Origin of the sequence: Nocardioides plantarum, from assembly GCF_006346395.1 — a bacterium.
In the GTDB taxonomy this organism is placed as follows: Bacteria; Actinomycetota; Actinomycetes; order Propionibacteriales; family Nocardioidaceae; genus Nocardioides; species Nocardioides plantarum.
The window spans coordinates 253,602-279,581 of sequence record NZ_VDMS01000002.1; the positions used below are offsets into that span (position 1 = coordinate 253,602).

The 25,980-nt window shown below is 72.6% G+C and carries 23 protein-coding genes; all 23 read right to left on the minus strand.

Annotated elements, in window-relative coordinates:
* Positions 1 to 129: 129 nt before the first annotated feature.
* Entirely contained in the window at positions 130 to 789 is a 660-nt protein-coding gene (locus tag FJQ56_RS13215) for a hypothetical protein (protein ID WP_140010037.1), read from the minus strand.
* Positions 786 to 4,331: a DNA polymerase III subunit alpha gene (gene dnaE / locus FJQ56_RS13220; RefSeq protein ID WP_140010038.1), complete on the minus strand. Its 3,546-nt coding sequence runs from the start codon at positions 4,329 to 4,331 to the stop codon at positions 786 to 788. Before dnaE ends, FJQ56_RS13215 begins: the two co-directional genes overlap by 4 nt.
* Before the next feature lie 335 nt (positions 4,332 to 4,666).
* Positions 4,667 to 5,113 (minus strand): GNAT family N-acetyltransferase, encoded by a 447-nt coding sequence (locus FJQ56_RS13225; RefSeq protein WP_211351001.1) that lies wholly within the window; start codon positions 5,111 to 5,113, stop codon positions 4,667 to 4,669.
* Positions 5,100 to 6,032, minus strand: a complete 933-nt coding sequence (locus tag FJQ56_RS13230) for an RluA family pseudouridine synthase (RefSeq protein ID WP_140010039.1) — start codon at positions 6,030 to 6,032, stop codon at positions 5,100 to 5,102. The genes FJQ56_RS13225 and FJQ56_RS13230 overlap by 14 nt, the downstream gene beginning before the upstream one ends.
* Positions 6,029 to 6,583: a signal peptidase II gene (gene lspA, locus FJQ56_RS13235; protein WP_246084145.1), complete on the minus strand. Its 555-nt coding sequence runs from the start codon at positions 6,581 to 6,583 to the stop codon at positions 6,029 to 6,031. The genes FJQ56_RS13230 and lspA overlap by 4 nt, the downstream gene beginning before the upstream one ends.
* Positions 6,584 to 6,603: 20 nt before the next feature.
* Positions 6,604 to 7,566 carry a TraR/DksA family transcriptional regulator gene (locus tag FJQ56_RS13240; RefSeq protein ID WP_140010041.1) on the minus strand — a complete coding sequence of 321 codons (963 nt, stop codon included), beginning with the start codon at positions 7,564 to 7,566 and terminating at the stop codon, positions 6,604 to 6,606.
* A 168-nt stretch (positions 7,567 to 7,734) separates the two neighbouring features.
* Positions 7,735 to 8,505, minus strand: a complete 771-nt coding sequence (locus FJQ56_RS13245; RefSeq protein ID WP_140010042.1) for a DivIVA domain-containing protein — start codon at positions 8,503 to 8,505, stop codon at positions 7,735 to 7,737.
* Between the two features lie 178 nt (positions 8,506 to 8,683).
* On the minus strand, positions 8,684 to 8,977 hold the full coding sequence (locus tag FJQ56_RS13250) for a YggT family protein (protein ID WP_246084146.1): 294 nt from the start codon (positions 8,975 to 8,977) through the stop codon (positions 8,684 to 8,686).
* A gap of 111 nt (positions 8,978 to 9,088) precedes the next feature.
* On the minus strand, positions 9,089 to 9,625 hold the full coding sequence (locus tag FJQ56_RS13255; RefSeq protein WP_140010043.1) for a cell division protein SepF: 537 nt from the start codon (positions 9,623 to 9,625) through the stop codon (positions 9,089 to 9,091).
* A 49-nt stretch (positions 9,626 to 9,674) separates the two neighbouring features.
* On the minus strand, positions 9,675 to 10,376 hold the full coding sequence (locus FJQ56_RS13260) for a YggS family pyridoxal phosphate-dependent enzyme (RefSeq protein ID WP_140010044.1): 702 nt from the start codon (positions 10,374 to 10,376) through the stop codon (positions 9,675 to 9,677).
* The gene (locus FJQ56_RS13265; protein WP_140010045.1) at positions 10,373 to 11,092 is read right to left on the minus strand and encodes a purine nucleoside phosphorylase YfiH/LACC1 family protein; all 720 of its coding nucleotides are present in this window, start codon (positions 11,090 to 11,092) and stop codon (positions 10,373 to 10,375) included. Before FJQ56_RS13265 ends, FJQ56_RS13260 begins: the two co-directional genes overlap by 4 nt.
* A 13-nt stretch (positions 11,093 to 11,105) precedes the next feature.
* Positions 11,106 to 12,281: a cell division protein FtsZ gene (ftsZ, locus tag FJQ56_RS13270; protein ID WP_140010046.1), complete on the minus strand. Its 1,176-nt coding sequence runs from the start codon at positions 12,279 to 12,281 to the stop codon at positions 11,106 to 11,108.
* A 215-nt stretch (positions 12,282 to 12,496) separates the two neighbouring features.
* Positions 12,497 to 13,285: a cell division protein FtsQ/DivIB gene (locus FJQ56_RS13275; protein ID WP_140010047.1), complete on the minus strand. Its 789-nt coding sequence runs from the start codon at positions 13,283 to 13,285 to the stop codon at positions 12,497 to 12,499.
* Positions 13,278 to 14,660 carry a UDP-N-acetylmuramate--L-alanine ligase gene (gene murC / locus FJQ56_RS13280; protein WP_140010048.1) on the minus strand — a complete coding sequence of 461 codons (1,383 nt, stop codon included), beginning with the start codon at positions 14,658 to 14,660 and terminating at the stop codon, positions 13,278 to 13,280. The genes FJQ56_RS13275 and murC overlap by 8 nt, the downstream gene beginning before the upstream one ends.
* Positions 14,657 to 15,739: an undecaprenyldiphospho-muramoylpentapeptide beta-N-acetylglucosaminyltransferase gene (gene murG, locus FJQ56_RS13285; protein WP_140010049.1), complete on the minus strand. Its 1,083-nt coding sequence runs from the start codon at positions 15,737 to 15,739 to the stop codon at positions 14,657 to 14,659. The genes murC and murG overlap by 4 nt, the downstream gene beginning before the upstream one ends.
* 13 nt (positions 15,740 to 15,752) lie before the next feature.
* Positions 15,753 to 17,045 (minus strand): putative lipid II flippase FtsW, encoded by a 1,293-nt coding sequence (gene ftsW, locus FJQ56_RS13290; RefSeq protein WP_246084147.1) that lies wholly within the window; start codon positions 17,043 to 17,045, stop codon positions 15,753 to 15,755.
* Between the two features lie 41 nt (positions 17,046 to 17,086).
* Entirely contained in the window at positions 17,087 to 18,610 is a 1,524-nt protein-coding gene (murD, locus tag FJQ56_RS13295) for a UDP-N-acetylmuramoyl-L-alanine--D-glutamate ligase (protein WP_140010050.1), read from the minus strand.
* Positions 18,607 to 19,716, minus strand: coding sequence for a phospho-N-acetylmuramoyl-pentapeptide-transferase (gene mraY / locus FJQ56_RS13300; protein ID WP_140010051.1), 1,110 nt, complete (start codon positions 19,714 to 19,716; stop codon positions 18,607 to 18,609). The genes murD and mraY overlap by 4 nt, the downstream gene beginning before the upstream one ends.
* Positions 19,713 to 21,077: a UDP-N-acetylmuramoyl-tripeptide--D-alanyl-D-alanine ligase gene (locus tag FJQ56_RS13305; protein ID WP_246084183.1), complete on the minus strand. Its 1,365-nt coding sequence runs from the start codon at positions 21,075 to 21,077 to the stop codon at positions 19,713 to 19,715. The genes mraY and FJQ56_RS13305 overlap by 4 nt, the downstream gene beginning before the upstream one ends.
* A 5-nt stretch (positions 21,078 to 21,082) precedes the next feature.
* Complete coding sequence (locus tag FJQ56_RS13310; RefSeq protein ID WP_140010053.1) at positions 21,083 to 22,624, minus strand: UDP-N-acetylmuramoyl-L-alanyl-D-glutamate--2,6-diaminopimelate ligase; 1,542 nt, start codon at positions 22,622 to 22,624, stop codon at positions 21,083 to 21,085.
* A 31-nt stretch (positions 22,625 to 22,655) separates the two neighbouring features.
* Complete coding sequence (locus FJQ56_RS13315; protein WP_140010439.1) at positions 22,656 to 24,419, minus strand: peptidoglycan D,D-transpeptidase FtsI family protein; 1,764 nt, start codon at positions 24,417 to 24,419, stop codon at positions 22,656 to 22,658.
* Positions 24,420 to 24,529: 110 nt separating this feature from the next.
* Entirely contained in the window at positions 24,530 to 25,015 is a 486-nt protein-coding gene (ftsL, locus tag FJQ56_RS13320) for a cell division protein FtsL (protein WP_140010054.1), read from the minus strand.
* Positions 25,012 to 25,980: a 16S rRNA (cytosine(1402)-N(4))-methyltransferase RsmH gene (gene rsmH, locus FJQ56_RS13325; protein ID WP_140010055.1), complete on the minus strand. Its 969-nt coding sequence runs from the start codon at positions 25,978 to 25,980 to the stop codon at positions 25,012 to 25,014. Before rsmH ends, ftsL begins: the two co-directional genes overlap by 4 nt.

The following is a 25,980-nucleotide window of genomic DNA, read 5'->3' on the forward strand; positions in this document are numbered from 1 at the left end:
CCCTCTCTGGGCGGGCGTCGCAGCGCTCGTGCGTCACAACGGTTCGACGGGTCGACGGGTCGACGGATGGTACGACGCAGGCCCGACCGCTGCGGTTCCCGGCCGACGGTCCGCGTCGTCACCGCGTCGTCAGGAGGGCGAGGCCGCCTGCGGCGGGATCGGGGGTTGGCCGAGGTCGATGCGGCGTGCCTCGCCCGCCCCGGCCGACACCCCGCTGCTGAACAGGTAGCTCACCGTGAGCCCCACGAGCGCGGCCAGGGGCAGCACCACGAACGGGCTCAGCTGGTCGATGCTCAGGTCGCCGTCGAGCATGGTGCCGTTGGCGGCCTTCGCCGCCGCCGCGGTCGGGTCGGAGGGGCCCAGGGCGAGGCCGACCCGGTAGCACAGGAACACCGCGAGGGCGCTCGAGGCAGTGACGACCACCACGCTCACCAGCTCCGAGCGCCGACAGAGCACAGCGACGAGCACGCCGAGCACGAGGCCGGTCACCGCGGTGACCAGCATGAAGGTGCCGACCACGCCGAACACCCGGATGAGGGAGTCACGATCGATGCTGCCGTCGACCCGCTCGCCGACCATCCAGGTGCCGTCGACGACGACGCCCGACGCGGGCGTGACCCACCGCTCCCAGCACCAGCCCGCGGCAGCGCCGACCACGGCGAAGACGACCACCACGGCGAGGTTCTCCAGCAGGAGGCCTCGCCACGCGACGCGCGGGCCCGGCGTACGCCGACCGGCCGGGTCGGAGGCGGAGCCCATGGGCACGGGCTCGGGCGTGGGGCTGCTCACCCGGCCAGACAACCCGGTCCGAGGAGCTGCTTCAAGTCGGCGAAGAGCGCCGGCGTGGGAGTGACCCGCAGCCGGTCGTCGAGGCGCATCACCTTGGTCGACTGTCGCGAGAGCAGCTTGAGGCGCACCTCGGTCATGCCGGGGTGGGTGCCGAGGACGTCGCGGAGCTGCTCGATGACCGGTGCGGTGCAGCGCGTCGAGGGCAGGCTGATGGTGACCGGCCCGCTGGGTCCCTCGGACAGGTCGGGCATGGAGACCTCCTGCCCGTGGATCTCGGGCTGGTCCTTGCTCTTGGACAGCCGGCCCTTGACGGTGAGGATCGCGTCCTCCTGCAGCATCGGGCTGGCCAGCTGGTAGGAGCTGGGGAACAGCAGCACGTCGATCGCCCCGTCGAGGTCCTCCAGGGTGATCATCGCCCAGGCGTCGCCGCGCTTGGTGATCTTGCGCTGCACCGAGGTGACCAGGCCGCTGATGGTGATCGGCGAGCCGTCGCTGCGCTCCTCGTCGAGCATCAGCGAGCCGATGGAGCAGTCGGTCCCCTGGGAGAGGACGTGCTCGAGACCCAGGAGCGGGTGGTCGGAGACGTAGAGGCCGAGCATGTCGCGCTCGTGGCCGAGCAAGGTCATCTTGTCCCACTCCTCGATGTCGGGGACGGCGATGGAGGTGCCGAAGGCGCCCTCATCGTCGTCGTCGAGACCCGCGAAGAGGGAGTCCTGGCCGATGGCCTCGTTGCGCTTGATGTCGACGTACTGGTCGACGGCGGTCTCGTGGACCGCTACCAGTGCCCGGCGCTTGAGCTTCATCTCGTCGAAGGCACCGGCCTTGATGAGTGACTCGAGCACCCGCTTGTTGCAGACCAGGGCGGGCACCTTGGCCATGAAGTCGTCGAAGTCGGCGTAGCGGCCCTTCTCGGTGCGGCCGGCGACGATGCCCTCGACGACGTTGGCGCCGACGTTGCGCACGGCGGTGAGGCCGAAGCGGATGTCGCGGCCGACCGGGGTGAAGTCGGCGGCGGACTCGTTGACGTCGGGCGGGAGCACCTGGATCTTCATCCGGCGGCACTCGTTGAGGTAGATCGCGGACTTGTCCTTGTCGTCACGCGTGGAGGTGAGGAGCGCCGCCATGTATTCGGCCGGGTAGTTGGCCTTGAGGTAGGCGGTCCAGTAGGACACCAGGCCGTAGGCCGCGGAGTGGGCCTTGTTGAAGGCGTAGTCGGAGAACGGCAGCAGGGTGTCCCACAGCGCCTTGATGGCCGCCGCGGAGAAGCCGTTGGCGGTCATGCCGGCCGAGAAGCCGGCGAACTGCTTGTCGAGCTCCTCCTTCTTCTTCTTGCCCATGGCGCGGCGCAGGATGTCGGCCTGGCCCAGCGTGTAGCCCGCGAGCTTCTGGGCGATCGCCATGACCTGCTCCTGGTAGACGATCAGGCCGTAGGTCTCGCCGAGCACGTCCTGGAGCGCGTCGGCGAGCTCGGGGTGCAGTGCCTCGACGGGCTCGCGACCGGTCTTGCGACGGGCGTACTTGTTGTGGGAGTCGGCGCCCATCGGGCCGGGTCGGTAGAGCGCGCCGACGGCCGAGATGTCCTCAAAGGTGTCGGGCCGCATCGAGCGGAGCAGCGCTCGCATCGGGCCGCCGTCGAGCTGGAAGACGCCGAGGGTGTCGCCGCGCTGGAGCAGGGCGTAGGTCGCCTCGTCGGTGAGCTCGAGGTCCTCCAGGACGACGGTCTCGCCGCGGTTGGCCTGGATGTTCTTGAGGGCGTCGTCGAGGACCGTGAGGTTGCGCAGCCCCAGGAAGTCCATCTTGATCAGGCCGAGGTTCTCGCAGGTCGGGTAGTCGAACTGCGTGATCATCACGCCGTCGGAGGGGCGCTTGAGCATCGGGATGATGTCGAGCAGCGGCTCGCTCGACATGATCACGCCGGCCGCGTGAACGCCCCACTGGCGCTTGAGCCCCTCGATGCCCATGGCGGTGTCGACGACCTTCTTGACGTCGTGGTCGCCGTCGTAGAGCTGGCGGAACTCGCCGCCCTCGCCGAAGCGCTTGTGCTCGGGGTTGAAGATCTCCTGCAGCGGGACGTCCTTGCCCATCACGGCGGCGGGCATCGCCTTGGTGATGCGGTCACCCATGGCGAACGGGTAGCCGAGGATGCGCGAGGAGTCCTTGACGGCCTGCTTGGCCTTGATCGTGCCGTAGGTGACGATCATCGAGACCCGCTCGTCGCCGTACTTGTCGGTGACGTAGCGGATCACCTCGCCGCGCCGGCGCTCGTCGAAGTCGATGTCGAAGTCGGGCATCGAGACGCGGTCGGGGTTGAGGAACCGCTCGAAGATCAGGCCGTGGACCAGCGGGTCGAGGTCGGTGATGCGCATCGCGTAGGCGACCATCGAGCCGGCACCCGAGCCGCGGCCGGGGCCGACGCGGATGCCGTTGTTCTTGGCCCAGTTGATGAAGTCGGCCACGACGAGGAAGTAGCCGGCGAACCCCATCCGGGTGATGACGTCGATCTCGAACTCGGCCTGCTTGCGGACGTTGTCGGGGATCGCGCCCTTGTAGCGCACCTGCAGCCCGCGCTCGACCTCCTTGACCATCCAGGAGTCCTCGTTCTCCCCCGGAGGGCAGGGGAAGCGGGGCATGTAGGTGCCGCTGCCCTCGGTGAACGCGACGTCGCAGCGCTCGGCGATGAGCAGGGTGTTGTCGCAGGCCTCGGGATAGTCGCGCCACAGGTGGCGCATCTCCTCGGCGGTCTTGAGGTAGTAGCCGTCGCCGGAGAAGGCGAACCGCTGGCCGGGGCCGTCACCGGCCGGGATGTCCATCGTGGAGCCCGAGTTGATGCACAGCAGGTGCTCCTGGGACGGCGCGTCCTCCTTGTTGACGTAGTGGGAGTCGTTGGTCGCCAGCAGCGGGATCTGCAGGTCCTTGCTGAGCCGCAGCAGGCCGTCGCGGACGCGGCGCTCGATGTCGAGACCGTGGTCCATCAGCTCGAGGAAGTAGTTGTCCCGGCCGAGGATGTCCTGGAAGTCGGCGGCGGTCTGGCGCGCGGCGTCGTAGGCGCCGTGACGCAGGTGGACCTGGATCTCGCCCGACGGGCAGCCGGTCGTCCCGATCAGGCCCTTGCCGTGCTTGCTGAGCAGGTCGCGGTCGGCCCGGGGGTGCTGGAAGAAGCCGTCGCGCCAGGCACCCGTGGAGAGGCGGAACAGGTTGTGCATGCCCTCGGTGGACTCCGAGAGCAGCGTCATGTGGGTGTAGGCACCACGCGACGAGACGTCGTCGGGCCCGCCGCCGTAGAAGTTGACCCGCTTGCGCTCGAACCGGCTGATGTTGGGGGCCATGTAGGCCTCGATGCCGATGATCGGCTTGACCCCGGCCGCCGTGGCCTTCTTGTAGAACTCGTAGGCGCCGAACACGTTGCCGTGGTCGGTCATCGCGACCGCCGGCTGACCGAGCTCGGCGGCTCGTTGGGTTAGCGCCCCGAGCCGGGCCGCCCCGTCGAGCATGGAGTACTCGGTGTGGACGTGCAGGTGGACGAAGGGGTCGCCGGTGGGCATCTGGTGGGCGCTCCTCGAGGTCGGGCGTGCGGGCATGCTCCCGCCCGGCTGGGGCGGTGAAGACACGGGCCGACGGGGGAAGATCGACGATCCCGGGGGAAGGTGATCAGCCTACGGCAGCCGATGGATCGATCGAAGCACGAACCACCGACAAGCCGGCAGCCGAGCGCGAGGAACGAGCGCTCGGCGTCGCCGGCGCAGGTTGAGCAAGCGTCGCGGGTGAGGAACGAACCCGCGACAGCGCGTCGAAACCACCGCAGCAACACGTCGACCGGGCCACGCCACGAGGTCGTCGACACCCCGCCGTACGACGCCCAGCCCAGCTCAGCCCCAGCTCAGCCCCAGCTCATCCGCAGGTCGGGCGCCTTCTCCTCGTTGTCGCTGCCGTCGGTGTGCTCGCGCTCGACGAGCCCGTGACGTGCGTAGAATGCCCGGGCGGGGGTGTTGCTCTCGAACACCCACAGCGAGAACCCGTCGGGGCGCAGGGCCTGGGCGAGCTCGAGGAGCATCGAGCCGATCCCCTGCCCGGCGTGTGCCGGCAGCACGTAGAGGTCGTCGAGCCAGGTCGGCGTGAGCCGGACGTAGCCGACCACCGAGCCGTCGAGCTCGGCGACCCACACCTCGTCGTGCTCCAGACGCCCCGTGAGCCACCGCCGGACCTCGTCGTCGGGGTGGACGCCCGCCGGCATCGGCGCGGCCCGTCGCGAGGCCAGGTGCACCGCGGTGACAGCCTCCGCGTCGGGGACGTCGCCGCGACGCAGGTGGACGTCAGTCAGCCGCACGCACGACCTCGAGGGCGGCCGCGAGGTCGTCGGGGTAGGGCGACTCGTACTCGACGTAGGTGCCGGTCTCGGGGTGCTCGAAGCCGAGCTTGACCGCGTGGAGCCACTGCCGGGTCAGGCCGAAGCGCTTGGCCAGGGTCGGGTCGGCGCCGTAGGTCAGGTCACCGACGCAGGGGTGCTTGAGGGCCGACATGTGCACCCGGATCTGGTGGGTGCGGCCGGTCTCGAGGTGGACCTCGAGCAGGCTCGCGAAGCGGTGGGCCTCGAGGGTCTCGTAGTGGGTGACGCTGGGCCGCCCGCCGTCGAGGACCGCGAAGCGGTGGTCGGCCCCGGGGTGCCGGGCGATGGGCGCGTCGATGGTGCCCTCGTGCGGGTCGGGGTGACCCTGCACGAGCGCGTGGTAGGTCTTGTCGACCGTGCGGTCACGGAAGGCGTTCTTGAGCACCGAGTAGGCGTGCTCGGACTTGCAGATCACCATCACCCCGGACGTGCCCACGTCGAGGCGTTGGACGATGCCCTGCCGCTCGGACGCGCCGGAGGTGGCGATGCGGAACCCCGCACCGGCCAGGTGACCGACGACGGTCGGTCCCGACCAGCCCGGCGAGGGGTGGACGGCGACCCCGACGGGCTTGTCGATCACCACGATCGCGTCGTCGTCGTGGATGATCCCGATGCCCTCGACGACCTCGGGCTTGACCTCGAGGAAGTCGACCTCGACCGGGATCTCGACGGCGAGGTCGACCCCGGGCAGCACGCGGTCACTCTTGCTCACCGACGCCCCGTCGAGGAGCACGAGCCCCCGGGTGATCAGCTCGGCCGAGCGGGTGCGGGACAGGCCGAACATCTGTGCCATCGCGGAGTCGACGCGCTCCCCCGCGAGCGACTCCGGCACGGGCAGGCTCCGGTGCTCGGACGTCACGGTGCTCCCTTGATCTCGTCGGGCTCGGTCTCGGCCCGGTCGTCCTCGGTGGGGTCGTCCTCGGTCCGGTCGTCCTCGGTCCGGTCGTCGGCCCGGGTGCCGTCGAGCCCGATGCCGCGCACGGCCTGGACGACGATGAGCCCGGCCGCGACGTTGATGCAGATGTCGGCGACGTTGAACACCGGCCAGTGGGGCAGCTGCAGGAAGTCGACGACGTGGCCACGCATCGGGCCGGGCTCGCGAAGCAACCGGTCGGTCAGGTTGCCGGTGATGCCGGCCAGCAGCAGCCCGAGGGCGACCGCCCAGGTGGCACTGCCGATGCGTCGCGCGTAGTAGAGGACGGCGAGGGCCGCCAGGATCGCGACGACCGTGATCAGCGGGGTCAGCCCGGTGCCGGTGCTGAACGCGGCACCGGGGTTGTAGGTCAGGTGCAGCTGGAGCAGGTCACCGACGACCCGGACGTCGGACCGCCCCTCGAGCCGGTCGACGGCCACGAGCTTGGAGACCTGGTCGACGGCGTAGGCCGCAAGGGCCACGAGGACGAAGACCAAGCGGCGCCGGACTGATGGGCCTACCGGCGTTCCTCGCGCTGCTTGCATGTCATGCACAGTGTCGCACGCGGAAACGCCATCAACCGATTCTTCCCGATGGGGTCGCCGCACGACTCGCACACGCCGTAGGTGCCGTCGTCGATGCGGGCCTGCGCACGCTCGATCTGGGCCAGCTTGTCGCGCTCGTTGCTCAGCACGGTGAGCTCGTGGTCGCGCTCGAAGCTGGACGCGCCGACGTCGGCCTGGTCCTGGCCGGCGCCGTCGCCGGAGTCGCGCATCAGGTCGGCCACCTCGGCCTCCATCGCCGCCACGATCTCGGCGCTGTGCGTGCTCTGCTCCTGCAGCTCGTCGAGGACCTCCTTGAGCTCGGCCTTGGTCCAGGCCGACTCGCCCTCCCGGACCACCAGGGAGCCGGGCGCCGCCTTGCGCGTGGGGGCGGTCCTAATGGCCGGCGCGGCAGCCTTCGTGGCCGGGGCCTTCTTCGCGGGCGCGGCGGCCTTCTTGGCCGGCGCCTTCTTCGCGGGCGCGGCCTTCGTGGCCGGAGCCTTCTTGGCCGGAGCCTTCTTAGTCGGAGCCGCGGCCTTCGTGGCCGCTGCCTTCTTGGCCGGCGCGGCAGCCTTCTTAGTCGGAGCCGCGGCCTTCGTGGCCGCTGCCTTCTTGGCCGCTGCCTTCTTGGCCGGCGCGGCTACCTTCTTGGCCGCTACCTTCTCGGCCGGCGCGGCAGCCTTCTTCGCCGGAGCCTTCTTGGCCGGCGCAGCAGCCTTCTTAGTCGGAGCCGCGGCCTTCGTGGCCGCTGCCTTCTTGGCCGGCGCGGCAGCCTTCTTGGCCGGGGCGGCAGCCTTCTTCGCGGGGGCGGCAGCCTTCTTGGCCGACGCCTTCTTCGTCGTCGAGGACGGACTGGCCGAAGCGGTGGAGGCGGGCTTGGGCGTCCGGGTCAGCGCCTTGCGGGCGGCCTGGGCGAGCTTGCGGGTGCTGCGAACCATGGGACCGGAGCCCTTCCTCCTGCCATGGCCACTGCGGGGTGCCACGGGCGGCACGAACGGTAGCGGCTGGTGACAGACGTCTCAACGAGGCTCCCCGGCCGGGACCGGTAAATCACGAACGGCCACCCCGAGGGGTGACCGTCCGGTGCTGCTGGGTGAGGCTGTTGCTCAGGCCTCTTCCTCGCCGAGGATGGAGCGGAGCCGCTTGGGCGCCGGGGCCTCCTCGGGCGGCTCGGTCTCGCTGCCACCGGCGAGTGCCTCGAGCTGCTGGCTGAAGTAGCTCTTGAGGCGCGAGCGGTACTCGCGCTCGAAGGAGCGCAGGTTCTCGACCTCGACGCTGAGCTTGTCGCGCTCCTTCTCGAGGTCGCCGAACAGCTGGGTACGACGCTCGGACGTCTCGGTGTCGAGCATCTGCGCGCGGGTGCGGGCGTCGGACTCGAGGCGGTCGGCCTTGGACTTGGACTCGGACTCGAGCCGCTCGGCCTTGGTGCGGGCCTCGCCGATGATCTTGTCGGCGTCGTTCTTGGCCTCTTCGACGAGCTCGTCGGCGTTGCGGGTCGCGATCTCGAGCAGGCGGGCCGCGGCGTTGGAGGCCTGCGGCACGGTCTCGACCCGGATCGTCTGGACCTCGGCCGGAGCTGCGACGGGCGGGGCGACCGGCTCGGGGGCGGGCGGCGCGACCGGCGCGGCGACCGGGGCGGGAGCCGGCGGCTCGGGCGCCTTCTCGAAGACGACCGGGGCGGGGGCCGGGGCCGACTGCGGCGCACCGGACTGGGCGGCAGCGAGCTTGGCTCGCAGGTCGTCGTTGTCGCGGGTCAGCCGGGCGAGCTCGGCCTCGACCTCGTCGAGGAACTGGTCGACCTCGCCCATGTCGTAGCCCTCACGGAGCCGGACGGGCGTGAAGCGCTTGTTGCTCACGTCCTCAGGCGTCAACGGCATGGCTTGCTCGATTCTTCTCGGAGAACTTGACGGAGATCTTGACGGTGAAGTTGGCGGTGTGCTGAACGGTGAACCGGTGCGGTCGGACCGGTGAAGCCCGGCGCATCCAGAGAACCCTAGCGCCTGGATGGTGCGGGTGTGACCAGGTGTGCTGAGGTGGCGAGAACCGGCGGTCCGATCAGCCGCTGAGCAGCAGGCTCGCGACCAGCCGTAGCGCGATGTAGGCGCCGACGAACACGATCAGGAAGCTCAGGTCGAGGGCGAAGTTGCCGATCCGCAGCGGCGGGATCACCCGGCGCAGGGCCTTGATCGGCGGGTCGGTCAGGGAGTAGACGACCTCGAGCACGACCAGGAGCACCCCGCGAGGGCTCCAGGAGCGGGCGAAGACCTGGACCCAGTCGACGATGAACCGGATCCACATGCAGCCGATGAACACCAAGATCAGGCCGTAGAGGATCTGTGCGGCGATCAAGGGATGGCGTCCTGCCTGTCGGGGTCGTCGTGAACGGCGAGCCTATCGGCCGACCCCAGGGCCCACCCGTGCGCCCGGGCCGACGGGGGTCGTCCGGGTGTCTCCGGGCGCCTAGGACTGGTTGAAGAAGGCACCGGTCTCGGCGATGCGCTGCTTGTCCTCGGCCGCCACGGTGACGTTGGGCGGGGACAGCAGGAAGACCTTGGCCGTGATGCGCTCGATGGTGCCGCGGGTGGCGAAGACCAGCCCGGCCGCGAAGTCGACCAGACGCTTGGCGTCGTTGTCGTCCATCTCGGTGAGGTTCATGATCACGGGGGTGCCGTCGCGGAAGTTCTCGCCGACCACGCGCGCCTCGTTGTAGGTGCGGGGGTGCAGCGTCACGATGCGCGACAGCTCGGCCACCGACGAGGCGGCCGGGGCCGGCACCACGCTCGGGCTGGTACGGCGCCGTTCGGCCAGGTCGGCCACCGGAGCCGGGCGGGACTCGGCCTGCTCGGGGCGACGCTGGGGCCGGGTCGGCTGGGCCGCCTGCACCGGCTCGGTCTCCTGGGTCCGGTCGTAGTCGTCGTAGCCGTACTCGTCGTCGTAGCGTCCGGTGTCCTCGAGCAGCCCGAGGTATTCACCGATCCTGCGCATCGCGCCGCTCATGACACACCACTCATCTCGCTCGAATTGCTGCTGGAAGCCTGCTCGGACACTACTTCACCCCGGGCCTCGAACCGAGGACCGCGGACCCGACGCGCACGTGTGTCGCGCCGACTGCGACGGCCTGCTCGAGGTCGTTGCTCATCCCGGCCGACAGCACGTCGGCACCCGGGTGGGACTGGAGGAGCTCCTGGCGCAGCGCGGCCAACCTGGCGAAGGCCCGCGCGGGGTCCTCGTCGAGGGGCGCGACCGCCATCAGCCCGCACAGCCGCAGCCGGTCCGCCGTACCGACGGCCTCGGCGAGGCGCTCGAGGTCGGCGGGCTCGGCACCGCTGCGCCCCCCACCCTCCCCTGTGTCGAGGCTGACCTGCAGGAGCACGTCGAGGGGCTCGGGACGGGCCTCGGCGCCGCGCTGCAGCCCGGCGACGAGCTTGGCCCGGTCGAGGGACTCGACCACGTCGGCGTAGGCCGCCACGGCAGCCGCCTTGTTGCTCTGCAGGCCGCCGATGAAGTGCCAGGTGAGGTCGAGGTCGGCGCACTCGGCGGCCTTGGCCTCCGCCTCCTGGTGCCGGTTCTCGCCGACGTGGGTCACGCCGAGGTCGGCCAGCACCCGGACGTCGGAGGCCGGGAAGAACTTGGTCACCGCCACCAGCGTGACCCCGCCCGGATCGCGGTCGGCGGCGGTGCAGGCGGCCTCGATCCGGCGGCGTACGGCGGCCAGCCGGGTCGCGAGCTCGTCGCTGCGCTCGGTCACGACGCGACCGCCCGTCGGATCAGGCCCGCCAGCCGGCCGGAGCCGGCGCCGTCGCGGCGGTAGGAGTAGAGGTCGGGTGACTCGCGGGTGCAGGCCGACACGTCGAGGACCCGGACACCGTCGGCCTCGAGCTGGGCCCGCACCCCGGCACCGAGGTCGAGCGACGGCGAGCCCCAGGAGGTCGTCGCCCGGGTCGCGGGCACGGCGTCGGCGACCTCGTCCTGCAGCTCGACGGGCACCTCGTAGCAGGCGCCGCACACGTGGGGCCCGATCCAGGCGGTGACGTCGGCGGCGCCGAGGTCGCGCATCGCCTGCACCGTGGCGGGCACGACCCCGGCCGCGACCCCGGCGCGCCCGGCGTGGGCCGCGCCGAGCACCCCCGCGGCCGGGTCGGCGAACAGGACCGGCACGCAGTCGGCCGCGCGCACCAGCAGCACCACGTCGGGCCGGTCGGTGACCAGGCCGTCGCCCTGGGGACGTGGCTCCCCCGGGGCGGCGACGGCGACGTGGCGCCCGTGGACCTGGCTGAGGTCGACGACCGGGCACCCGGGCGCGAAGTCGTCGAGCAGGATCTCGAGGTTGCGCTGCGGCACCGCCCGCTCCCCGTGCTCGAAGAAGGCCAGGTTGAGCGAGTCGAACGGGACACCACTGACCCCGCCGTGCCGGTCGGTGAAGGCCAGCTCGACGGGGCCGAGGGTGGAGCGGTGGTGGTACAGGGGACCTGCGCTCCTACTTGAGGAAGTCGGGGATGTCGAGGTCGTCGTCGTCGAAGACGACCTGCGGCGCCGGCCGGGGCGCGGGGGCCGCGCCGGCCTGCTGCGCCGGGGCCTGGGCCGGCTCGGGGCGCTGCTCGGGACGGGCCTCGGGCCGCGCGGAGACGGCCGCCTTGACCTCCTCCTGCGTCACCGGCTTGGCGACCGGCTGGCGCAGCGAGGTGCCCTCGGTACGGCGCTTGGGGGTGCCGCCGTCGAAGCCGGCGGCGATGACGGTGACCCGCACCTCGTCGCCCAGGGCGTCGTCGATGGTGGCGCCGAAGATGATGTTGGCCTCGGGGTGCACCGCGTCGGCGACGAGCGCCGCGGCATGGTTGATCTCGAACAGGCCGAGGTCGGAGCCGCCGGCGATCGAGAGCAGCACCCCGTGGGCACCGTCGATGCTGGCCTCGAGCAGCGGGCTCGAGACGGCCATCTCGGCGGCGGCGACCGCGCGGTCCTCGCCGCGAGCCGAGCCGATGCCCATCAACGCGGAGCCGGCGTTGGCCATGACCGACTTGACGTCGGCGAAGTCGAGGTTGATCAGGCCAGGGGTGGTGATCAGGTCGGTGATGCCGGAGACACCCTGCAGCAGCACCTGGTCGGCCTGCTTGAAGGCGTCGAGCACCGACACGTTGCGGTCGCTGATGGACAGCAGCCGGTCGTTGGGGATGACGATGAGGGTGTCGACCTCCTCGCGCAGCTGCGCGATGCCCTCGTCGGCCGAACCCATCCGGCGGCGGCCCTCGAACGCGAACGGGCGGGTCACGACGCCGATGGTCAGGGCGCCGAGCGAGCGAGCGATGCGCGCCACGACGGGGGCGCCACCGGTTCCGGTGCCACCCCCCTCGCCGGCGGTCACGAACACCATGTCGGCGCCCTTGATCACCTCTTCGATCTCGTCGGCGTGGTCCTCGGCGGCGCGACCCCCGACCTCGGGGTTGGCGCCGGCACCGAGGCCGCGGGTGAGCTCACGGCCGATGTCGAGCTTGACGTCGGCGTCGCTCATCAGCAGCGCCTGGGCGTCGGTGTTGATCGCGATGAACTCGACGCCCTTGAGGCCGACCTCGATCATCCGGTTGATGGCGTTGACGCCACCGCCACCGATGCCCACGACCTTGATGATGGCCAGGTAGTTCTGTGCAGCAGCCACGACGGCTTCACCTCTCGAGAAAGATCATTTGGGTGGGGCGGAACGTTGGGGAAGACAGCCGGCGCGTCCCTGAACTGTGACCCTCAACCTGAGGGTTATAGTTATGTCAACCTCGCCGTGATGACGACAGTAGGGAACCGACCGCCCGATCCGCGGTCGACACGCCGCGCGCCCCTCGGCCCAGTCGTCAGTCGTCAGTCGTCAGTCGTCAGGCGTCAGCCGCCGGACGAGGGCGAGGGCGAGGACGAGGGCGTGCCGCGGGTGGTCGGCTTGCCCGGCACCGAGACGTCGTAGACCTGGGCGGGCTGGGACAGCAGCGCGATGAGCACCGTGGCCTTGTCGCGCGAGGCCTCGGCACTCCCCCACCGGGCGACCCGTCCGTCGCGCAGCACGAGGTCGATGTCGTCCACGCCTTTGAGGTCGAGGTGGTCGACGAGCACCGAGACCTCGCGCGGGAGCGCGGCGATGACGGTGACCGCCTCGCGCAGCGCGTCCTCGTCGGTGGCCGACACCTCGCCGGAGGTCTCGATGCGGGGCAGGCCCGACGGAGGCTTGCGGTAGGCGCGGAACGGCACGCCCTCGACGTCGACGCCCTGCAGGTCGGGCCCCAGCCGTACGACGGCGACGGCCTCGCGCTCCTGGACCGTGATGAGCACGCCGTCGGGCCACTTGCGGGAGACCTCGACGCTCCGGATGCCCTTGAGCGCCTTGACCCGGAAGCGGATCGCGTCGAGGTCGACGGTGGCCAGCGGGCCCCCGCGGGGCACGTCGGCCGCCTTCTCGACCGCGGCGGTGGTGATCGTGCGGGTGCCGACCACGTCGACCTCGCGCACCGACAGCGCGTCGGAGAAGTAGACGGCGTAGAGCCCACCGCCCACGAGCACGAGGAGCAGGCCGGTGACCACGAGGTACCGCAACGTCAGCCAGCGGCGCGCCCACTGGCGACGGGCGAAGCGACGCCGGCTGCGCTCGGCCGGCGTGGGTCGGGGGCGGCGACTAGCCATCGGCCAGCCCGGAGGCCGGCCCGTCGGGCAGCCCGCCGAGCAGCGAGAGGACCTCGGGGCCGACCTGGGTCACCGTGCCGGCTCCGAGGGTGAGCACGAGGTCGCCGGGGCGGGCCCGCTCGACCAGGGTCGCCGCGGCGGTGGCCAGGCTCGCGCGGGCGACCCGGTCCGCCGGGAGGGGGACGGCCTCGGCGACGAGCGCGGAGGTGACGGCGGGGTCGGCGGCCTCGCGGGCGAGGTAGAGGTCGAGCACGACGACCTCGTCGGCGGCCCCCAGGGCCTCGCCCATGGCAGCACCGAAGATGCGCGTGCGGGAGACCAGGTGGGGCTGGAAGGCGACCAGGAGACGTCCCTCCCCCGCCAGCACCCGGGCCGACTGGAGGTCGCCGTCGATCTCGGTCGGATGGTGGGCATAGCTGTCGTAGACGCGGACCCCGCCGGCCTCGCCCTTGGCCTCCATGCGCCGCCGGGTGCCGGTGTAGGAGGCGATGCCGCGCAGCAGGTCGGCCCGGGCGAACCCGAGCTCCTCGCCCGCGGCGAGCGCGGCCAGCGCGTCGGCGCGGTAGTGGTCGCCGGGGGCCCACAGCGTCACGCCCTCGAGCGCGGAGTCGTCGGCGGCCGACACCGTCACGACGCGGCGTCCGGCCGCACGCGCGCGCTCGGCGAGCCGCGCGGCCCCGGGGTCGTCGACGCAGCAGACCAGGAAGCCGTCGGGGTCGATGCCGTCGGCGAACTCGTCGAACGCGGCGGCGTAGGCCTCGGGGGTGCCCCACTGGTCGAGGTGGTCGGCGTCGACGTTGGTCACGATCGCGGCGTGCACGTCGTAGACCAGGAACGCGCCGTCGCTCTCGTCGGCCTCGGCCACGAACAGCTCGCCGGGCCCGACGTCGGCGTTGACGCCGGTCGCGGCCAGGTCGCCGCCGATGGCGTACGACGGCCCGGCGCCCGCTGCCTGGAGCGCGACGGTCAGCAGCGAGGTGGTCGTCGTCTTGCCGTGGGTGCCCGCGACGGCCACGACGCGGCGGTCACCCATCACCGAGGCCAGCGCGGCCGAGCGCGGCAGGACCCTCAGCCCGCGCCGCACGGCCTCGGCGTACTCGGGGTTGTCGTCGTGGATGGCGGTCGAGACCACCAGGGTGTCGTCGGCTCCGAGGTCGCCGAGGTGGGCGGCGTCGTGGCCGACGTGGACCGTGGCCCCGCGGTCGCGCAGCGCCTGCAGCGTCGGGGAGTCGGCGCCGTCGCTGCCGCTGACGGTGAGCCCGCGGGCGAGCATGACCCGGGCGATGCCGGAGATGCCGGCACCGCCGATGCCGACGAGGTGGACCCGCCCGAGGTCGGTCAGGGGCGGGATCGTGGCGGGCACCGGCACCCTCACCGTCGGGTCACCGTGGCCTCCTCGGCGATGATCGCGGCCAGCCTGTCGTCGGCGTCGCTCGGGACGAGACCGGTGGCGGCCGCACTCATCGCCGCCAACCGGGCGGGGTCGTTGGCCAGCGCCGGCACCCGGGCGGCGACCCAGTCGCTGGTGAGGTCGGCGTCGTCGACGAGGACCGCTCCCCCGGCCTCGACGACGGCGGCGGCGTTGCGGCGCTGCTCACCGTTGCCGATGGGCAGCGGCACGAAGATCGCGGGCACCCCGCTCGCGGCGGCCTCGACGACGCTGTTGGCGCCCGCGCGGCAGACCAGCAGGTCGGCGGCGGCCAGGGCGTAGTCCATCCGGTCGACGTAGTGGACGACGACGTAGGGCGTCGCGGTCGGCTCGGGCGTGGCCTCGCCCTTCGGGCCGACCACGTGGAGCACCTGCACGCCCGCGGAGCCCAGGGCACGGGCCGCGCCCGAGACCGCCTGGTTGATGCGGCGGGCCCCCTGCGAGCCACCGGTGACCACGAGTGTCGGCCGGTCGGGGTCGAGACCGAAGAAGGCGCGCGCCTCCTCGCGCAGGGCCGCGCGGTCGAGCTGCGCGATCATCCGGCGGATCGGGAGGCCGACGTACTCGGCGCCCTTGAGCGGGGTGTCGGGGAAGCTGACCGCGACCCGCGCCGCGACGCGGGCACCGGCCTTGTTGGCCAGTCCGGGGATGGCGTTGCCCTCGTGCACGACGATCGGGACCTTGCGGCGCCGCGCGGCGACGTACGCCGGCATGGAGACGTAGCCGCCGTAGCCGACCACCACGTCGGGGCGGGTCCGGTCGATGACGGCGAGCGTCTCGTTGACCGCACCGCGCAGCCGGCCGGGCACCCGGAGGAGGTCGGCGTTGGGCTTGCGCGGCAGCGGCACCGGCGCGATCAGCTCGAGGGGGTAGCCGGCCTCGGGGACGACCCGGGTCTCGAGCCCACGCGCGGTGCCGAGGCAGGTGATCGCGACGTCGGGGTCGAGCCGGCGCAGGGCGTCGGCGGTGGCGAGCAGGGGCGAGGTGTGGCCGGCGGTACCGCCGCCGGCGAGTAGGACGCGCATGAGGGACCCGACGTTACCGGCGGGGGGCGCTGGGGCGACGACGCGCCTTGGCGCGCTGCGCGAGCGCCCGCGCCGCGGCGGGCTCGCGACGGGCGAACCCGACGAGCAGACCGAGTGCGGCCAGCGTGGGCAGCAGGCTCGAGCCGCCGTAGGAGACGAGCGGCAGGGGGATGCCGATGACGGGCAGCAGGGCCAGGACCATGCCGACGTTGATGATCATCTGGCCGATCAGCCAGACCACCACGCCGAAGGTCGCGTAGCGCACGAACGGGTCGTCGGTATGGCGCGCGACCCGCAGGGAGGCGAAGGCGATGGTGAGGAAGAGCCCGATGACCAGCAGCGTGCCGATCAGGCCGAGTTCCTCGCCGAGCACCGCGAAGATGTAGTCGGTGTGGGCCTCGGGCAGCGCGCCCCACTTCTGCTGGCTCGCACCGATGCCCTGACCGAAGATGCCGCCGGAGGACATCGCGTAGAGGCCGTGGGCCGGCTGCCAGCCGGTGCCGTGGAAGTCCTGGAACGGGTCGACGAAGTTGGTGATGCGCGCCAGGCGGGTGGCGCTGGTCGTCGCCATGGCCAGCGCCGCGACCGCGACCGCCATGCTCGACATCACGAACAGCCGCGCCGGCGCACCGACGACCCAGAGCATGCCGATGAGGATCGCGAACATGACCAGGGCGGTGCCGAGGTCGCGGCCGACGATGACCAGGCCGGTGGCCAGCAGCATGCCGGGGACCACGGGCACCATGATCTGGTGCAGGCTGCGCAGCCGGCGCTCCTTGTTGGCGTAGATGTGGGCGGCCCAGATCACCAGCGAGAGCTTGGCGATCTCGGAGGGCTGGATCACGAACGGCCCGAGCGCGAGCCAGTTGGTGTTGCCGTTGCGCTCGACCCCCAGGAACGCGGTGGCCAGCAGCAGCACCAGGGACAGCGAGAACGCCGGGTAGGCCAGCCGGCGGATCCAGCGGTGTGACACGCGGCTGGCGATCCACGCGCACGGCAGGCCCACCACGACCCAGACCAGCTGGCGGCGCACGATCGTGTAGGAGTCGCCGGTGGCGCGGTAGGAGAAGACGCTGGAGGAGCTGAGCACCATCACCAGCCCGATGACCAGCAGCAGGCCCGCGGCGCTGAGCAGCAGGTAGTAGGTCGTGAGCGGGCGGTCGAGGGCCTCGCGCACCGCCCCGATCCACGACGCGGGGCGCTGTGCCGCCCGGACCCGGCCGGCCGGACCGGTGGGGCCGGTGGGTCGCGGCGGGCCGGCCACCCGCGGGAGCCGGAGGGACCGCTCGGGAGTCGTTGTGGTCACCCGGGGTCTCCTGTCGTGCTCGTGCCGGCGTCTAGACGTGCCTAGGGGGAAGGAAGGCCGTGTACGGCTGCGGCGAACAGGTCTCCCCGGGCGCCGTAGTCGGTGAACTGGTCCTGCGAGGCACACCCGGGGGCCAGGAGCACCGTGTCGCCGGCCACGGCCAGGTCTGCGGCCGCGGCGACGACCCGTCGCATCAGGTCGGGTCCGCCGTTGATCGTTGGAGCATCACCAGTGTCGGGCGCGTCGATCTGGATCACCCGCACATCGGGGGCGTGTCGCGAAAGCGCCTCGGCGATCACCGCGCGGTCGCGCCCGAGGAGGACCACCCCGCGCAGCCGGGAGGCGACCGAGCGGACCAGCTCGTCGAAGGCCGCGCCCTTGGCAAGCCCTCCGGCGATCCAGACCACGGGGTCGTAGGCCTGCAGCGACGACTGGGCGGCGTGCGGGTTGGTGGCCTTGGAGTCGTCGACCCAGCGGACGCCCCCGACGGTGGCGACCGTGGCGATGCGGTGGCCGTCGAGGCGGAAGCCGCGCAGGCCGTCGCGCACCGCCTCCTGGCTGACCCCGTGGGCACGGGCGAGCGCGGCGGCGGCGAGGGCGTTGGCGACCACGTGCGGCGCGGGAGTGCCGCCGTCGGGGGCCAGGTCGGCGAGGGTGCAGAGCTCGGCGGCACTGCTGGCCCGCTCGGGGATGAAGGCCCGGTCGACCAGGAGGTCCTCGACGACGCCGAGCATCCCGACCCCGGGCATGCCGAGGGTGAACCCCACGGCGCGCGCACCCTCGACGACCTCGGCGTCGCGCACCAGGTCCTCGGTCGCCGGGTCGGCGACGTTGTAGACGCACGCCCGCTGGACCCGCTCGAAGACGCGAGCCTTGTCGGCGGCGTACCGCTGGTAGCCGGTGTCGGTGCCGAGCCAGTCGCCGGAGTACCAGTCGAGGTGGTCCTCGGCGAGGTTGAGCACGACGGCGGCCTCGGCGCTCATCGAGCTCGTGTAGTGCAGCTGGAAGCTGCTGAGCTCGACGGCGAGGACGTCGTAGGGCGCGGGGTCCATCACGGCCTCGACGATGGGCAGCCCGACGTTGCCCACGGCGACGCTGCGCAGGCCGGCGGCCCGCAGGATCGCGTCGAGCATCTGGGTGGTCGTGGTCTTGCCGTTGGTGCCCGTGACGCACAGCCACGGTGCCGGGGCGCCGGACGGGCCGGGCCCGCGCAGCCGCCAGGCCAGCTCGACCTCGCCCCACACGGGTACGCCGCGCGCCGCGGCCTGCTGCAGGAGCGGGCTGTCGGGACGGAACCCCGGGGAGGTGACGACCACGTCGACGTCGTCGGGCAGCACCTGGGTGGCGCCCTCGTGGATGTCGACGCGGGCGCCGAGGACCTCGAGGAGCTCGGCCTTCTCGAGCTGGGCGGCCGTGGCCCGGTCGGCGAGCGCGGTCACGTCGGCGCCGACGTGGGTGAGGTTGTCGGCGGCGGCGAACCCGCTCACCCCGAAGCCGAGCACGGTGGCCCGGACACCTGCCCACGACGACTCCCGGTGGAGGACGTCGACGTCGTCGGGGCTCACAGGCGGGCGACCCACTCGGCGTAGAAGACGCCGAGGCCGGTGGCCACGAACAGGCCGGTGATGATCCAGAAGCGGATCACGACGGTCACCTGCTCCCAGCCCAGCTGCTCGAAGTGGTGGTGCAGCGGCGCGATCCGGAACACCCGGTGGCCGGGCTGGACCCGGAAGACGGTGCGGAACAGACCGCTCTTGCGGCTGAACTTGAAGACCGACACCTGGACCATCACCGAGAGCGTGATGATGACGAACAGCCCGCCGAGGAGCAGGAGCAGCAGCTCGGTGCGGGTGAGGACGGCGAAGCCGGCCAGCGCGCCGCCGAGGCCGAGGGAGCCGGTGTCGCCCATGAAGATCGCAGCGGGCGAGGCGTTCCACCACAAGAAGCCGAAGCAGGCACCGGTGAGTGCGGCGGCGATGATGGCCAGGTCGAGCGGGTCGCGCACGTCGTAGCACTGCGGGCCGGGGCTGTTCTCGCACGACTGCGAGCTCTGCCAGATGTTGACCAGCATGTAGGCGCCGAAGACCATCACGCACGCGCCGGTGGCCAGGCCGTCGAGGCCGTCGGCGAGGTTGACCGCGTTGCTGGTGCCGGTGACGATCACCCAGATCAGCAGCACCGCGACGATCACCGGCAGGGTGAGCCAGTCGATCTCGCGCAGGAACGAGATCTTCTCGCTGGCCGGGGTGCGGCCGCTCTCGTCCTCGAGCCACGGCGAGAGCGCGAGGGCGCCGAAGGTGAGCGCCACCAGCGTCTGGCCGACGATCTTGGCCTTGCTGCGCAGCCCCAGGCTGCGCTGCTTGTAGATCTTGATGAAGTCGTCGAGGAAGCCGACCAGCCCGCAGCCGACGAGCAGGAACAGCAGCAGCAGGCCGGACGCCGAGGGCGCGCTGAGGGTGATCAGCTTGGCGGCGAAGTAGCCGACGATCACGGCCCCGATGATCGCGACGCCGCCCATGGTGGGGGTGCCGCGCTTGGTGTGGTGGCTCGTGGGGCCGTCGTCGCGGATCTCCTGGCCGTAGCCGAGCCGGGTGAACTGGGTGATCGCGACGCGGGTGCCGAGCAGGGAGACGAGGAGCGCGATGCCGCCGCCGAGGAGGATCGCTCTCATGCGGGTTCTCCTCCGGTCGGGGTGTCGAGCAGCGCTGCCGCGAGCACGTCGAGCTCTGCGGCGCGCGAGGCCTTGACGAGGACGACGTCCCCGGCGCCCGCATTCTTCCGCACCCAGGCGAGTGCGTCGTCACGGCCCGCCGTGACGATCACCTCACCGACGCCGGCATCGCGCGCGGCCTCGGCGATGCCGCGGGCGGCCTCGCCGACGACGACCACGACGTCGAGCCCGGAGGTGGCCTCCCCGACCTCGCGGTGCCCGGCGTCGTGCTCGGGGCCGAGCTCGCGCATCTCGCCGAGGACGGCGACGGTGCGGGTCCTCTCGCCGCCGAGCGCGCGCAGCGAGTCGAGGGCGGCCCGCATCGAGGCGGGGTTGGCGTTGTAGGAGTCGTCGAGCACGAGCAGGCCGTCGGCGCGCTCGGTGAGCTCCATCCGCCAGCGCGAGGCGGCCTCGGCGGTGGCGAGCCGCTGGGCCACGGTCTCCAGGGGTACGCCGACCGCGAGGGCCATCGCGGCGGCGGCGGTCGCGTTGAGGACCTGGTGGGCGCCGGTCTGGCGCAGGGCGACGCGGGCCCGGGCGCCGTCTGCGGCGAGCTCGAACGTGGCACGGCCCAGGGCGTCGAGCTCGACGTCACGGAACGTCACGTCGGGGCGGCCGGCGCCGCCCGTCTCGTCGGCTCCGAAGGTCAGCACGCCTCCTCGCGTGCGCGCGGCCATCGCCGCCACCCGGGGGTCGTCGGCGTTGAGCACGGCGACGCCGTCGTCGTCGAGCGCCTCGACCAGCTCGCCCTTGGCGGCCGCGATCGCCTCGACCCCGCCGAACTCCCCCACGTGGGCGGTGCCCACGTTGAGGACGGCGGCCACGGTGGGCGGGGCGATCTCGCAGAGGTAGGCCAGGTGGCCGACGCCCCGCGCCCCCATCTCGAGCACGAGGTGGGTGGTGGACTCGTCGGCGCGCAGCACGGTGAGTGGGACGCCCAGCTCGTTGTTGTTGTTGCCACGGGTCCCGACCGCGGTCGGGCCCAGGAGGTGCGCCAGGTAGTCCTTGGTGCCGGTCTTGCCCTGGGAGCCCGTCACCGCGAGCACGGGCAGGGCCAGCCGGTCGACCACGGCGCGCGCCAGCCGACCCAGGGCCACCGTGACGTCGTCGACGACCACGGTGGGCGCGCTCGTCGGTCGGCTGCCGAGCACGGCGTGGGCGCCGTCGGCGTAGACGTGCCCGTCGGCGCGCTCGCCCACGACCGCGACGTAGAGCCCACCGGGCTCGGCCGCCCGGGTGTCGGCGTACGCCGCCCCGGTGACGAGCACGTCGTCCCCGTGCAGGGTGCCGCCGGTGTGGGTGGCGATCTCGGAGAGCCGCATCTCGATCACCGCGTGGCCTCCTGGACCTGGTCGTGGTCGTGGCGCAGCAGCTCGCGCGCGACGACGCGGTCGTCGAAGTCGTGGACCACGCCGGCGACGTCCTGGCCGGTCTCGTGGCCCTTGCCGGCGATCAGCACGACGTCGCCCGTGCGGGCCAGGCCGAGGGCGTGCGCGAGGGCGGCGCGCCGGTCGCCGATCTCGACGACCCGGTCGCGGTGGGCGGGGTCGACCCCGGCCAGCATGGCGGCCCGGATCGCGGCGGGGTCCTCGGTGCGGGGGTTGTCGTCGGTGACCACGACGACGTCGGCGAGGTCGGCGGCGATGGCCGCCATGATCGGGCGCTTGCCGGGGTCGCGGTCGCCGCCGGCGCCGATCACCACCACGACGCGGCCCCCGCCCGCCTCGGCCAGCGGACGCAGCGTGCCGATGGCCGCCTCGACCGCGTCGGGCTTGTGGGCGTAGTCGACGACCACGAGGAAGTCCTGACCGGCCTCGACGCGCTCGAGCCGTCCCGGCACTCCCCCGGAGCGCGCGATGGCGCCGGCGACGGCCTCGGGGTCGAACCCGGCCTCGGCGGCGGCCGCGATCGCGGCGAGGGTGTTGCTGACGTTGAACCGACCCGGCAGGGGTACGCCGGCCGCGAACCGCAGCCCGCCGGGCCCGGTCACGACGAAGCGGGACCCCTCCCGCTGGGCCTCGACGTCGACGGCGCACCAGTCGGCGGCCGGGTCGTCGAGGGCGAAGGTGCGCACCGGGACGGACGTCCGGCCGACCTCGCCGACGAGACGGCGGCCGTGCTCGTCGTCGAGGTTGACCAGCGCGAGCCGGGCGCGCTGCGGCGCGAAGAGGGAGGCCTTGGCGCGGTAGTAGTCCTCGACGTCGGTGTGGAAGTCGAGGTGGTCGCGCCCCAGGTTGAGGAACACCGCGACGTCGAAGACGACGCCGTCGACGCGACCCATGACCAGTGCGTGGCTCGACACCTCCATGGCGCAGGCCTCGACCTCGTGCTCGCGCATCACCGCGAACAGCGCGTGCAGGTCGGGCGCCTCGGGGGTGGTCAAGGACGTCTTGACGTCGGTGCCCGCGATGCGGGTGCCGACGGTGCCGACGACGGCGGCGCGGGTGCCGGACCCCTCGAGCCCGGCCTCGGCCAGGCGGGTGCTGGTGGTCTTGCCCTGGGTGCCGGTGACGCCGATCATCCGCATCGATGTGGCGGGGTCACCGTGCAGGTGCGCGGCGAGGCCGCCCAGGACCGCACGCGGCTGCGCCACCACGACGACCGGGACCCCGGCGGCCAGACCGCGCTCGGCCCCCGACTCGTCGGTCAGGACGGCGACCGCGCCGCCGGCCACCGCCGCCGCGGCGAAGTCGGCTCCGTGCGCCCGGGTGCCGGGCAGGGCGGCGTACAGGTCACCGGGCTCGACGCGCTGCGACGACAGGGTCAGGCCGGTGACGGCGACGTCGTCACCGAGGACGCGGGCACCCTCGAGGGTGTCGGCGAGGTCGCGCAGGGAGGTCGGGGCGGGGTGCTGGGGGCGGGTCGACATGGCCGACCCATCCTGGCCCATCACCACCGGATCACCACGTGGTGGGGAGCCGCGAGGGTGGCGTGTTGGTGGGCGGGACGGCGTAGCGGCGCAGGGCGTAGCCCATGATCTTGGAGAACGCCGGACCACCGACCGAGCCACCGCCCCCGCCGTTGCGCGGGTTGTGCACCACGACGTAGGCCGTGAAGCGCGGGTCGTCGGCCGGGGCGAACCCGGCGAACGACACCGACAGGGACCCGTCGTAGACGCCGTCGACGGCGCGCTGGGCGGTGCCGGTCTTGCCCGCGACCCGGTAGCCGGGCACGGCCGCCTGCGGCGCCACGCCGGCCTTGGGGTCCAGGACGCGCTCCATCATCTCGGAGGTCTGCCGGGCGGCGTCCTGGCTGACGACCCGGCGACGCTGGGCCACGCCGGTGCCGACCTTGGTGCCGTCGTCGAGCGACGCGACCCCCTTGACGATGCTGGGGTCGATGCGCTCGCCGCCGTTGGCGATGGTGTTGACCGCGCCCCACATCTGCAGGGCGTTGACCGACAAGGACTGCCCGAAGGCGATGCGGTCCCCTGCCTGGCTGGTCCAGTCACTCCCGGAGGGCAGGATGCCGGGCGTCTCGCCACCCAGGCCGACCCCGGTGCGGGAGCCCAGGCCGAAGTCGGTGAGGTAGGAGCGCAGCTGGCCGCGGTCGAACTTGTCGGCCGCGATCACGGTGCCGATGTTGGACGACTTGGCCAGGATGCCGGCCAGGGTCATCCGGAGCGTCGGGTGCTCGAAGTAGTCGTGGATCGGTCGGTCCTGGCGGTCGGACAGCACGCCGGGCACCTCGAAGCGGGTCCTGCTGGTGACCTTGCCGGCGTCGATCAGCGCGGCCATGGTCAGGGTCTTCTCCACCGAGCCCGGCTCGTAGGGGTTGCTCAGCGACGGGGTGCCGTAGCGGTCCTTCGAGGACAGGTCCGGCCGCGAGGCGTCGTACGTCGGGTAGTCGGCCAGGCACAGGACCTCGCCCGTGCGGCTGTCGCCGACGATGACGGTGCCCGAGTCGCCCTTGGCGTTGCGCACCGCCTCGGCGAGCACCTGCTGGCAGTACCACTGCAGGTCGCGGTCGATCGTGAGCGTGAGTCGCTTGCCGTTGCGGGCCGGGTCGACGGTGTTGTCGCCGAGCGGGATCTGGCTGCCGGAGGCGCCGACCTGGTAGCGCGCCTCGCCGTCGTGACCGGACAGGAACTTGTTGAACGCGATCTCCAGGCCCGCCGCCGGGCTCGCCGACCCGTCCTTCTTGGGGTCGCCGAGGAAGCCCACCACGTTGGCCGCGACCGGACCGGCGGGATAGACCCGGACCGGGTCCTCGCGGGTGTAGAGCCCCACGAACTTCTTGGCCCGGGCGGCGTCGACGACGTCGCGGGCGCGGGCGGCCGGCACCTGGCGGGCGACGTACTGGAACTTGCTGTCGGGCACCCGCAGCCGCTCGAGCACGGTGAGGTAGTCGAGGTGGAGCCGGCGCGCCAGGAAGCTCGCGAGCTCCGGCGCCCTCTTCTTGGTCAGCGACGGGTCCGCGACGATCATCAGGCCGTCGATGGAGTCGGCGAGGGGCTCGCCGTTGCGGTCGACGATGTCGCCGCGCTCGGCCGGCAGGACCACGCTGATCTTGCCCTCGGCCGCGGCCATCTGGGCGTACTGGCCGGGGTCGACGCCCTGCAGCTGCACCAGGCGGGCGGCGAACAGCGACAGGATCATCAGGATGAAGACGAACCCGACCCGCAGGCGAAAGGCGGGCGAGCCGCGGCGCAGGCGCCCGGTCATCGCGCCGGGCCGCGCGACCGGGTGACGGGCGGCCGGACGACGGGCGGCCGGACGACGGGCGGCCGGCCGACGAGCGGGGCGGGTGGGGCGAGGGGGCGGCGTCCGGGGCGTCACGGCTGGCCGGTCAGGTCGGGGTCCGCGCACGGGGTCGTGTCCTTCGGGGCCGCGACGGGCTTGCCGACGACCTTGCCGGTGCGCACGTCGATGACGCCGGCGCTCGAGCCGATCACCATGCCGAGCTTGCAGGCCAGGGCCTCGAGCCGGGCGGGGCTGCGCAGCCGGTCGAGCTCGGTGCTCAGGGCCTGCTCGCGGGCGGTGAGCACGTCGGACTGGTCCTGCAGGCGCTGAGCGGTGAACGACGCCTGCTGCAGGGAGGTGTTGAACAGCAGCAGCCCGACGACCCCGGCGAGCAGCAGCAGGCTGACCAGCGCCACGAACGGCACGCGCGGCGCGCGGCTGCGCAGCCGCGGCACGGCGGCCAGGCGCACCCGGCCACGGGCGGGCCCGGCCGGACTCGAGGTCGGACTCGAGGTGGGGCTCGACGACGTACGGGTCCGGACCTGGTCCGAGCGCCGTTGGGGGGCGGTGCTGCTCATGCTGCTCCCTGGGACGTGCGGGGGTGGACGCGCTCGACGGCGCGGAGTCGGACGGAGGCGGCGCGGGGGTTGGCGGCGGTCTCGGCGGCGTTCGCCTTCTCGGCACCCCGGGTGACCAGGCGCAGGGGCGGCTCGCTGCCCTCGGGCACGAACGGCAGGTCGGGCGGCAGGTCGCTGCGGGTGACCGCGGTGAAGGCCTGCTTGACCAGCCGGTCCTCGAGGGAGTGGTAGGACTCGACGACCACCCGGCCGCCGACCGAGATCGCGTCGATGGCGGCGGGCACGGCCCGGCGCAGCACGGCCAGCTCGTCGTTGACCTCCATCCGCAGGGCCTGGAACGTGCGTTTCGCCGGGTGGCCGCCGGTACGCCGCGCGGGGGCGGGGATCTCGGCGTACAGCAGCTCGACGAGCGCGGCGCTGGTGGTGAACGGCGTGGTCTCGCGGCGGCGGACGACGGCGCCGGCGATCTTGCGGGCGAACTTCTCCTCGCCGAAGTCGCGCAGCACCCGGGTCAGCTCGGCGGCGCTGTAGGTGTTGAGGACGTCGGCGGCGGTGGGGCCGGTGGTGCCGTCCATCCGCATGTCGAGCGGGGCGTCGACGGCGTAGGCGAACCCGCGTTCGGGCACGTCGAGCTGCATCGAGGACACGCCGAGGTCGAACAGGACGCCCTGGACGGCGGCGAGACCGAGGTCGCGCAGCACGTCGGGGATCTCGTCGTAGACCGCGTGGACGGCGGTGAAGCGGTCGCCGTACGGCGCGAGGCGGGCGCGGGCGAGGTCGAGGGCCTGGGGGTCGCGGTCGATGCCGACCACCCGGGCCAGCGAGCATCGGGCCAGCACGGCCTCGGTGTGCCCGCCGAGGCCGAGGGTGGCGTCGACGAGGACGGCGCCCTCGTGGTCGAGGGCGGGCTCCAGGAGGGCCACGACCCGGTCGAGGAGCACCGGGTCGTGCTGCGGTCGCGTCAC

Excerpts from the sequence above, each read along its gene's own strand:
- FJQ56_RS13305 (WP_246084183.1), bottom strand. The coding sequence starts at position 21,077 with ATGCGGCTCTCCGAGATCGCCACCCACACCGGCGGCACCCTGCACGGG.
- FJQ56_RS13275 (WP_140010047.1), bottom strand. The coding sequence starts at position 13,285 with ATGGCTAGTCGCCGCCCCCGACCCACGCCGGCCGAGCGCAGCCGGCGT.
- murG (WP_140010049.1), bottom strand. The coding sequence starts at position 15,739 with ATGCGCGTCCTACTCGCCGGCGGCGGTACCGCCGGCCACACCTCGCCC.
- FJQ56_RS13240 (WP_140010041.1), bottom strand. The coding sequence starts at position 7,566 with ATGGTTCGCAGCACCCGCAAGCTCGCCCAGGCCGCCCGCAAGGCGCTG.
- dnaE (WP_140010038.1), bottom strand. The coding sequence starts at position 4,331 with ATGCCCACCGGCGACCCCTTCGTCCACCTGCACGTCCACACCGAGTAC.
- FJQ56_RS13315 (WP_140010439.1), bottom strand. The coding sequence starts at position 24,419 with ATGACCGGGCGCCTGCGCCGCGGCTCGCCCGCCTTTCGCCTGCGGGTC.
- FJQ56_RS13310 (WP_140010053.1), bottom strand. The coding sequence starts at position 22,624 with ATGTCGACCCGCCCCCAGCACCCCGCCCCGACCTCCCTGCGCGACCTC.
- ftsL (WP_140010054.1), bottom strand. The coding sequence starts at position 25,015 with ATGAGCAGCACCGCCCCCCAACGGCGCTCGGACCAGGTCCGGACCCGT.
- FJQ56_RS13245 (WP_140010042.1), bottom strand. The coding sequence starts at position 8,505 with ATGCCGTTGACGCCTGAGGACGTGAGCAACAAGCGCTTCACGCCCGTC.
- FJQ56_RS13255 (WP_140010043.1), bottom strand. The coding sequence starts at position 9,625 with ATGAGCGGCGCGATGCGCAGGATCGGTGAATACCTCGGGCTGCTCGAG.
- mraY (WP_140010051.1), bottom strand. The coding sequence starts at position 19,716 with ATGAGAGCGATCCTCCTCGGCGGCGGCATCGCGCTCCTCGTCTCCCTG.